The 8,373-nt window shown below is 58.1% G+C and carries 8 protein-coding genes and 1 pseudogene; 2 read left to right on the top strand and 7 right to left on the bottom strand.

Annotated elements, in window-relative coordinates; genetic code table 11:
- Positions 1-232: 232 nt before the first annotated feature.
- The gene (locus tag NW833_RS10980) at positions 233-496 is read left to right on the top strand and encodes a DUF4404 family protein (RefSeq protein WP_414411065.1); all 264 of its coding nucleotides are present in this window, start codon (positions 233-235) and stop codon (positions 494-496) included.
- A 202-nt stretch (positions 497-698) separates the two neighbouring features.
- Here NW833_RS10980 and NW833_RS10985 read toward each other — a convergent pair whose 3' ends face one another.
- Both NW833_RS10985 and NW833_RS10990 read right to left on the bottom strand, forming a co-directional pair.
- Complete coding sequence (locus NW833_RS10985) at positions 699-926, bottom strand: DUF2555 domain-containing protein (protein ID WP_414412489.1); 228 nt, start codon at positions 924-926, stop codon at positions 699-701.
- A 62-nt stretch (positions 927-988) separates the two neighbouring features.
- The gene (locus tag NW833_RS10990; protein WP_414412490.1) at positions 989-1,339 is read right to left on the bottom strand and encodes a hypothetical protein; all 351 of its coding nucleotides are present in this window, start codon (positions 1,337-1,339) and stop codon (positions 989-991) included.
- 217 nt (positions 1,340-1,556) lie between these two features.
- On the opposite strand from NW833_RS10990, the gene gltX reads away from it, so the two are divergent.
- Positions 1,557-2,996 (top strand): glutamate--tRNA ligase, encoded by a 1,440-nt coding sequence (gene gltX / locus NW833_RS10995; RefSeq protein ID WP_414412491.1) that lies wholly within the window; start codon positions 1,557-1,559, stop codon positions 2,994-2,996.
- A gap of 36 nt (positions 2,997-3,032) precedes the next feature.
- Here the strand turns inward: gltX and def are convergent, their stop codons facing one another.
- The 5 genes and pseudogenes from def to NW833_RS11020 form a co-directional block, all read right to left on the bottom strand.
- Entirely contained in the window at positions 3,033-3,584 is a 552-nt protein-coding gene (gene def / locus NW833_RS11000; RefSeq protein ID WP_414394330.1) for a peptide deformylase, read from the bottom strand.
- Between the two features lie 28 nt (positions 3,585-3,612).
- Positions 3,613-5,184: an amidophosphoribosyltransferase gene (purF, locus tag NW833_RS11005; RefSeq protein ID WP_414412492.1), complete on the bottom strand. Its 1,572-nt coding sequence runs from the start codon at positions 5,182-5,184 to the stop codon at positions 3,613-3,615.
- Between the two features lie 95 nt (positions 5,185-5,279).
- Positions 5,280-6,077, bottom strand: a complete 798-nt coding sequence (locus NW833_RS11010; protein ID WP_414412493.1) for an AAA family ATPase — start codon at positions 6,075-6,077, stop codon at positions 5,280-5,282.
- Positions 6,026-6,793: a hypothetical protein gene (locus NW833_RS11015; protein WP_414412494.1), complete on the bottom strand. Its 768-nt coding sequence runs from the start codon at positions 6,791-6,793 to the stop codon at positions 6,026-6,028. Before NW833_RS11015 ends, NW833_RS11010 begins: the two co-directional genes overlap by 52 nt.
- A gap of 270 nt (positions 6,794-7,063) precedes the next feature.
- Positions 7,064-8,373 (bottom strand): annotated as a pseudogene (locus tag NW833_RS11020) (hypothetical protein); the annotation flags it as partial.

An 8,373-nucleotide genomic window follows, 5' to 3' on the forward strand; every position in this document is an offset into this window, starting at 1 on the left:
CCCCCCAGGAGTTCACCCCCAGCTTACTCCCACCGCTCCTCTAGCCGGTCGGACAAAAGCCCCAACCATCGGTTCCCTCACCTCACCCAGACGGTGCGTTCTTGCCCCATCCCTTATCGGCCCAGAGCAGCAGAAGCCAGGTTGCTGCCTATCTTAGCTAAGGGCGCTTCCACCTCTGAGATTCTCGGGCAAGCCGTATGATTTGATTAGGGCAAGGTGGTGGGACTTGAGAATGGCCGAATCAAGACTGCGCAAGCTGCTGCATGATCTTGATGTTGAGCTGCAAAAGGCCTCTGGCTTGGAGGAAAAGCAACGGCAGCAAATTGCCGCCATCTGTCGGGAAGTGGAAGCGCTGCTGGCCGAGATGGGAAGCCAACAAGACCGAGGGCTAAAGGATCGCCTGGAAGAAGCACTGGCCTTGTTTGAAACCTCTCACCCCAACCTCACCCTGATCCTGGAGCAGCTGATCGACACGCTGGCAGGGATGGGTTTGTAGCTCCGAAAGGCAGTGAACAACCGGAGCCAAGGCTGCTTGGATTCGGGTAGAAAAACTGCTGGCCTGGACGCCCGAGCAGAGTGCCGCCAATAGCCGCAAGATCCAAGACCTTCGAGAAAGCCATTCCAAGCTGGCCAAACTGGACCCGCCCCGACTAGGCCCACCTGGTCAAGCAGGCTGAAGGAGAAACTCAGAGGCAGCTCTAATCTTCATCCACTTCTCCCCACTCCAACAAGTAGGCATAAGGAGCCACCAGCTTGGGAGAGTAAAAAGCAACGGCCTGCAGTAGGCGCCAGTCTTCCAGGCAGTCGAAGAGGTTAGGGTACTCGTTGCGCTCCAGTCGCTCCGCCATAGCTGCCACATCAGCTGCAGTGAATTGGCGGGGATCCACACCCTTAGAAGGAGCTTTCACCTTGGGTTGGGCAGGCATAGGCAGCTAGAAACGCTACCAGCCAACCTTAGCCTCTCCTGGTTTCCCACTCCTCGGCTTGCCTAGCGGAGGATCTCAGCGTCCAAAACAGGCTCTGTCTGGGTGACGCGGTAATAGCCGGCCTGAGTACGAACTGAGGCTTGATAGGGGCTAGGCAAATCCAAAGAGCGCAAGGGTGGGATGTTGGTGCGCTGGTTTAGCAAAGCGGTGAAGAAGGCAGTGGCTCGCTTGGCCTGGGAGCGCACCACCTCTTCAGGGAAAGCCACTGGATCCACCTCCCTGCCCTTATCCAACAGAATCTCATCCAAGGTATTCCCCACCGGGTAAGAAGGATAGGCAATTTGGCCAAAGACACCCCTTGCCGGGATCCCGGCGGCTAAACACCCTAGAACCATCGCCAAGGCTAGACGCATGTTCCGTAATTCCCTTTACGCTACAGCTTGTTCCTCAACACGGGAAGATCTGGGCGCTGCCCATCAACCTTTACTCCCGGGGAGCTTACCGCTTGACTGGCAGCTAAGGCGGATTCTACCCAAACTGCTTCGATTGGCAACCGCATACGGATTCCAACATGACAAGGGATCCCAATGCTGACTAGGATCGGGATGCCCTCTTTAGGAAGCGTTGCCTGTGAGTGTTCGCGTTCGCCTTGCCCCCAGCCCAACTGGCAACTTGCACATTGGCACAGCCCGGACAGCAGTGTTCAACTGGCTCTATGCCCGCCGCCATGGTGGCCAGTTCATCCTGCGCATCGAAGACACTGACCGCGAGCGCTCTTCCCCCCGCTACACCCGTAATATCCTCGCGGGGCTAGCCTGGCTGGGGCTGGACTGGGACGAAGGGCCCATTTACCAGTCCAACCGCATGGCGCGCTACCGGGAAGTGGTGCAGCAGCTTCTAGATCGGGGGCTGGCCTACCGCTGCTATGTCACTGAGGAGGAGCTGGAAGCCATGCGGGCTGCCCAAAAGGCCGCTGGCAAAGCCCCCCGCTACGACAACCGCCACCGTTTTCTCACCGAGGCGCAGCGACGGGCCTACGAAGCTGAGGGGCGGCAGCCGGTGATCCGGTTTAAGATTGAGGAGCCGATGGAGGTCTCGTGGGTGGATCTCATCCGCGGCCCCATTACCTGGAACACCCAGGACTTAGGTGGGGACATGGTCATCGCGCGGGCGGATGGCTACCCTCTCTACAACTTGGCAGTGGTGGTAGACGATATTGACATGGGAATCACCCACGTCATCCGTGGCGAAGACCACATTGGCAACACGCCCAAGCAGATCTTGCTCTACCGAGCGCTGGGGTATGAACCGCCGCAGTTTGCCCATTCCCCCCTGATCCTAAACCAAGAGGGGAAGAAGCTCTCCAAGCGGGATGGAGCCACTTCGGTAACCGAGTTTCAGCAAATGGGCTTTCTGCCCGAGGCCCTCAAAAACTACCTGGCTTTGCTGAGTTGGTCTCCCCCAGATGGGGAAGAAATTTTCTCGTTGGAAAAAGCAGCTACCCTGTTTGACTTTGACCGAGTCAACCGGGCTGCTGCCCGCTTTGACTGGGACAAGCTGAACTGGCTCAACAGCCAGTACATCAAGCGGCTTTCGCCAGCGGAGTTGGTGGAGCGACTGACTCCCTTTTGGCAGGCGGCGGGGTTTGACCTGGGATCGGTGCCCGATTCCAGTTGGCTAGAGGATGTGGCTCGCCTAGTGGCTGACGGCATCGACCGCCTGGCGGAGGCCCCTCCCCTAAGTCGCTTTTTATTCGTAGAGCCCCTTAGCTACAGCTTGCCTGCGCTGGAACAGTTGCGCTTGCCGGGAGTGGCAGAGGCAATGGCAGCCATGGCATCTGCGTTGGCTGCTGCCGAGCTGCCTCAGCCAGTTACTGCTGAGAGCCTGCAGCCACTGGTGGACCAGGTGGCCCAAAGCCAGGGGATGAAAAAGGGCTTGCTCATGAAAAGTTTGCGGGCGGCCTTGACCGGCGAGCTGCAGGGGCCAGATTTACTGACCTCTTTTGCCCTGTTGCACCGGCGAGGCTGGGCCTTGGGGCGGCTGCAGGCAGTGCAGAAGGTGGTGGGCTGACTAGGACGCTGACTGCTCTGCCTTTGCAGGCTTTTGTCAGGGTGGCAATTGTTGCTCTTCTTTGCCACCGGCCAAGCTGTGGATCTGGGCCTGGTACTCAGCTTCCGTCAGCAGTTGCTGCGGCTGCCGATCCAGGAACAACCGGCCCAAGAGGTGATCGTACTCGTGCTGGAAAATTCGTGCTGGGAAGTCCTGCCAAGTCACTCTCTGCCGGACACCTTCTGGGGTGTAGTACTCCACCTCCACCTCGCGGGCACGGGCCACTAGGCCACGGCAGTTGGGCACGCTCAAGCAGCCCTCCCACCCTAGCACCTGCTCGTCGCTCAAGGCCAAGGGGCGGGGGTTGAGCATCACCAGCGGCTCCATTTGGGGAGCGTCGGGATAGCGAGGGTTGGGACGGGAGGCCACAATGATGACCTGGAGGGGAGATCCCACCTGCGGGGCCGCCAAGCCCACCCCCTGGGCCTCTTTCAAAGTGGCAAGCATTTCTTCAATGAGGTTTTGCAAAGCCGGCGTTCCAAACTCAGTGACCGGCTCAGCTACTTGAGTCAGGATGGGATCCCCCAGTTGGCGCAGGCGCAAGGTCATGTTCCCTCCGCAGGCTCTCCAGCATTGGCTAGCGATCTTTGCGGCTGGCTGCTGTCTCCAGAGCGAGCTTGGAGCGCTTTAGCCCCTCTGGGACAGGAATGGGGTAGTGGCCGGTAAAGCAGGCAGAGCAAAAAGAATTGGGATCCTGGCCTGTGGCCGCCAGCATGCCTTCCCAGCTCAGGTAGGCCAAAGAGTCCACCCCGATTTTCTCAGCAATTTCTGCCACCGAATACCTGGCGGCAATCAACTGGTCTTGGCTGTCCGTGTCGATGCCGTAGAAGCAGGGATGGGTAACCGGCGGACTGGAGATGCGCATGTGAACTTCGGTGGCCCCCGCCTGGCGCAGGGCCTTGACGATTTTCTGGCTGGTGGTGCCGCGCACAATCGAGTCGTCCACAATAACAATTCGCTTCCCCCGCAGCACATCTTCCAGGGGGTTGAGCTTCATGCGAATGCCCCGCTCCCGCATCGACTGGGTGGGCTGAATGAAGGTGCGGCCTACATAGCGGTTTTTAATCAGCCCCTCGGTGTAGGGGATCCCTGTCTGGCGGGCATAGCCAATGGCTGCCGGGGTGCCGGAATCGGGCACCGCGATCACCCAGTCGGCCTCTGCCGGAGCTTCCCTGGCCAGTTGTTCTCCCAGCCGCACCCGGTAGGAGTAGAGGCTTTCCCCATGCATGCAACTATCGGGGCGGGCAAAGTAGATCATCTCGAAGATGCACAGTTTAGGGTTGGCCTCCGCCCAGCGCACCGATTGCAGCCCCTGCCGGTCAATCCACACCAGCTCCCCCGGCTCCACCTGGCGCAGGTAATCGGCTCCGATGATATCCAGAGCACAGGTCTCGGAGGCTAAGACATAGTGCAGCCGTGGGGCTTCGGGGCAATTGGGGCTACCCAGCATCTGCGGCTGCAGCAGCTCCTGCCTGGTGGGGTTGCTACTCAAAAGTCCTAACACCAGCGGGCGCACGCCGTAGGGATCCCGCGCTCCAATCAGCCCTTCGGGGGTGCCGATGACCAGGCTAAAAGCCCCACGGCAGCGGCGCAGAGCCTGACAGGTGGCTTCTACCCACCCTTGGCCCTGATTGACTGCCTGAGCAATGGCGTGGGCAATGCACTCCGAGTCGGTGCTGCCGGTGAGGTGGCGGTCGGCAGCTTCCAGTTCTTTGCGCAGCTCCTCGGCATTGACCAAGTTGCCGTTGTGGGCCAAAGCCAGCGGCCCCAGGCGGCTTTCCACGATTACCGGCTGAGCGTTGGCCGCGCGGCTAGAGCCAGTGGTGGAGTAGCGGGTGTGGCCCACTGCCAAGTCGCCGCTGAGCTGGGCCAGGTTTACCTCGTCGAAAACTTGGGAAACTAGGCCCATCGCCTTGTGTACTCGGCAAAAAGCTCCTTCAAAAGTGGCGATCCCCGCCGATTCTTGGCCACGGTGCTGCAGGGCAAACAGCCCAAAGTAGGCTAGTCTAGCTACCTCCTCCCCAGGGGCCAAAATGCCAAATACTCCACAGGCCTCCTTGGGCTCCTCCTGGCTGTTCCAAAAGCCGGCAGGCCAGTTCCGCTCCTCCCCCCCCGCTGGAGATGGTCTTGCCCCCGCTTTTGCTGCCATGGATCCTCATCTTGCCGGTTGTACCTACCAGTCTAGCCTGAGCCCAGCCCCTTCCCCCTCGCCTGCGCCGGGATGAGCAGGTCACTGCCAAGTTGCTATAGGTCTTTCAGAGCGGAAGAGGGGCTATCGACTTCAATGGGGCCTAGCCCTCTCCTTTGAGCCAGGGTTTGCAGCTCTTGAACCAACCGTTGATCCTGGGAGGCGGTTCGAGCTCCCGACTCAGCAGCCCATGCCTTCAAGTCTTGAATTTGGTCGCGGGCAATAGCGGCTAGAGGGACGGTTTGGCGAATGGCCTTGAGGATATCCTCTTGGGTAAACTCGCGGGGTGGATCTTGGTTAAAGGCCATGTGCATGGCGTCATAGATAGCCTGTTCAATTTCTGCCCCGCTAAAGTCTTCCGTTGCCACGGCCAGCTCGGTGTAGGAGAAATCGCGCACGCGGTTGGGCCGCAGTCGCTGGATGTGGACTTGAAAGATCTCCTCCCGCTCTCGTTGGTTTGGCAAATTGACAAAGAAAATCTCGTCAAACCGACCTTTGCGCAGCAACTCAGCCGGCAAGATGCGGACGTTGTTGGCAGTGGCCACAATGAAAACGGGTTTGGTCTTTTCCTGCATCCAGGTAATGAGGCTGCCAAAGACCCGTTTGCTGGTGCCTGAATCCCCGGAAAACTCACTGTTGATGCCGCCAAAGGCTTTATCCAATTCGTCAATCCACAAGACACAGGGGGCCATCGCCTCGGCAATTTGGATCATCTGGCGCACGCGGCTTTCGCTTTCGCCAACGATCCCACCGAACAGCCGCCCCACATCCAACCTAAGCAGAGGCATGCGCCACTCGCGAGCTATGGTTTTGGCGCAGAGGGATTTGCCAGTACCCTGAATGCCAACCAGCAAAATCCCTTTGGGGCTTGGTAGGCCATAGGCATGGGCCTGGACACTAAAGCTGTTGCGGCGCTCTCTAATCCAAGCTTTGAGGTTTTCCAGGCCGCCGACATTTTGCAAGGTTTCCGAAGGGCTGTAAAATTCCAGGATTTCCGTCTGGCGAATGTATTGCTTTTTTCCTCCAGAACCAGATCGATATCGCCCTCGTTGACCTTGCCCTTGGCAGCCAAGGCGCGGGCCAGAATCCGCTCGACACGCTGTCGGGTAAGTCCTTCGCAGGCTCGGATCAGTTGCTCAAGAGCAAGACCGCTCACCTGCAGTAGATTAGGAGGGATAACGCTGGTGATAATTCGTTCAATTTCAGAAGTGCTGGGCAAGGGAAAGTCACAGACCACCATTTCTCCTCTCAGGTCTGAGGGTACAACTGCTTCTGGCCCCATGAGAATAATGGATTTGCGGCTGCTGCGGCTCTGCCTAGCTAAAGTTTTCAGGTAGCGAATGACGGGATAATTATCCGAGCGTTCTGAATTTCTCAGGGTAGGGTTAAAGTCTTTCAAGACACAAATCACTGCTTCATCTTCTCTGATGGTGCCGATGCGGTTCAAGGCAGGCATCAATTGCCCCTTGTTCTGACCGTTATCTGACCAGCCAGAGACAATATCCCAGATTAAGAGCTTGCGTTTGGGCTTCAGAGAGTCGGCTAGGATGGTAATACCTCCTATTGCCATCCACTATTTGTCAGCATTTCGTGGGTGCTTTTGGAGAAGCACGGAATCTGAATTTGCAGGGCGTCGGCGACATCCGCAAAGTCCGAAGTTATGACACTTCTCTGCGATTGCCTGAGACATAAGGAAGGGGCACCGAGCGGTTGACTGATCACCCGATGCCCCCTTGAATGTCCTCATCCGCACGAGAGGTAAGACGCCGAGAAGGTTCCGGTGCCACTGACCTTGAAGAAAGTTCCGTCAGCGGAGAAAGCGATGGTGCCCTTCAAAAGATTAACCTACACTACAAGCCTTAATGACAATGTGACCAATGCGGAAATCAATGCATATTTCATCCGGGCCTATTTCTATTGTCAACCTCCCCCTCCCGTTTTGTGCTGGTGGCTCCACACGGCCCACTGTCGCTGGCACCTCTTTCACCGTATTTCCCTTTGCATCTACAAAGCGTGCAAGCCACTCGCCCGTGGCAGGTCGTGCGATGCGCACCGTGTAGAAGCCAGCAGGAATCCCAGAGCCTTGCGGTACCCGGAAGTAGCCAAAGAACACATCCTGCCCCCTGGCCAACTCGTCCAGCGTCAGCTCTTCCACGCCCTGGAAGACCGTGTGGACTACCAAGTTGTCATCCCTTGAGCCAATGATGACCTGCCTGTACGAATTGTTCTTGATGGTGTTGACTATTATGCGGGCTGCCTCGTAAAAGTTCGCGGTTGCCTGCGCGATTACCTGACCCTCTGCCGGCAAGGGGGTTGGGTCAGGTCCACCTGTGCCCAGCCGCACTGATGCCTTAGCATTGCCCTTTTCCCAGTGGATATCAATCTCAATTCTACTGCCGGTTATTGGGTTTCTTGGGTCTATAAAAACGCCCCCTGTTAGCTTGGGTTTGGGTATCTCTATCTGTGCGGGGTCTCCCGGCCCTACCTCCGCGTCTGTCTCCAGCGCCACCTGTCCTTCCAGGTTCCTGAACTGCGCCTTCCATTGCCTTGTCCCCGGCGTTTGGAAAAACCGCACAGTGTAGAAGCCCGAAGGCATAGGGGAGCCTTGCGGCACCCGCAGGAAGGTGAAGAGCACATCGGCGCCCTTCGCCAATTGCTCAAGCGTCAGGTTCTCCACCCCGGCGATGCCCGCATTCACCACGACGGAGCTGCCATCATCAAGCGGAATGGCGACGAAGTTGTCTGTGTAGATCTTCACGCCCGCTTGACGCGCAGCCACTTGCATTTCAGAAGCAACTACATCGCGGAAGGCCTTGTTGGCTTCTTGCAACTTGGCTCCTAACGGCCCTGCCATGTCTGGCATCGGAGTCGGGGTGGGTGTTACAGTAAGTGTGGGAGTTGGCGTCGGGGTCGGCGTCGGGGTGGGTGTTACAGTAAGTGTGGGAGTTGGCGTCGGGGTCGGCGTTGCTGGAGTCTTGAAGAGGGTATCCAACTGAGTTTGAGTAACATTCACCTCGGGAAGCTTCAGGGTGCCGGACAAAAAGCCGTTAACCTTGGCCGCAGGCGCCTCCGTGCCCAACGTGGCTACGGCAAACAGCACCGCCGCATCTTTGCAGTCAACCGTGCCGTCGCCCGTGAAGTCAGAGATAG

This window comes from Synechococcus sp. O70.1 (assembly GCF_047462215.1).
GTDB lineage: Bacteria > Cyanobacteriota > Cyanobacteriia > Thermostichales > Thermostichaceae > Thermostichus.

What these genes read in the sequence shown, in the direction of transcription:
- NW833_RS10980 (WP_414411065.1), top strand. Translation starts at nt 233, where the DNA reads ATGGCCGAATCAAGACTGCGCAAGCTGCTGCATGATCTTGATGTTGAG.
- NW833_RS10985 (WP_414412489.1), bottom strand. Translation starts at nt 926, where the DNA reads ATGCCTGCCCAACCCAAGGTGAAAGCTCCTTCTAAGGGTGTGGATCCC.
- NW833_RS10990 (WP_414412490.1), bottom strand. Translation starts at nt 1,339, where the DNA reads ATGCGTCTAGCCTTGGCGATGGTTCTAGGGTGTTTAGCCGCCGGGATC.
- def (WP_414394330.1), bottom strand. Translation starts at nt 3,584, where the DNA reads ATGACCTTGCGCCTGCGCCAACTGGGGGATCCCATCCTGACTCAAGTA.
- purF (WP_414412492.1), bottom strand. Translation starts at nt 5,184, where the DNA reads ATGGCAGCAAAAGCGGGGGCAAGACCATCTCCAGCGGGGGGGGAGGAG.
- NW833_RS11015 (WP_414412494.1), bottom strand. Translation starts at nt 6,793, where the DNA reads ATGGCAATAGGAGGTATTACCATCCTAGCCGACTCTCTGAAGCCCAAA.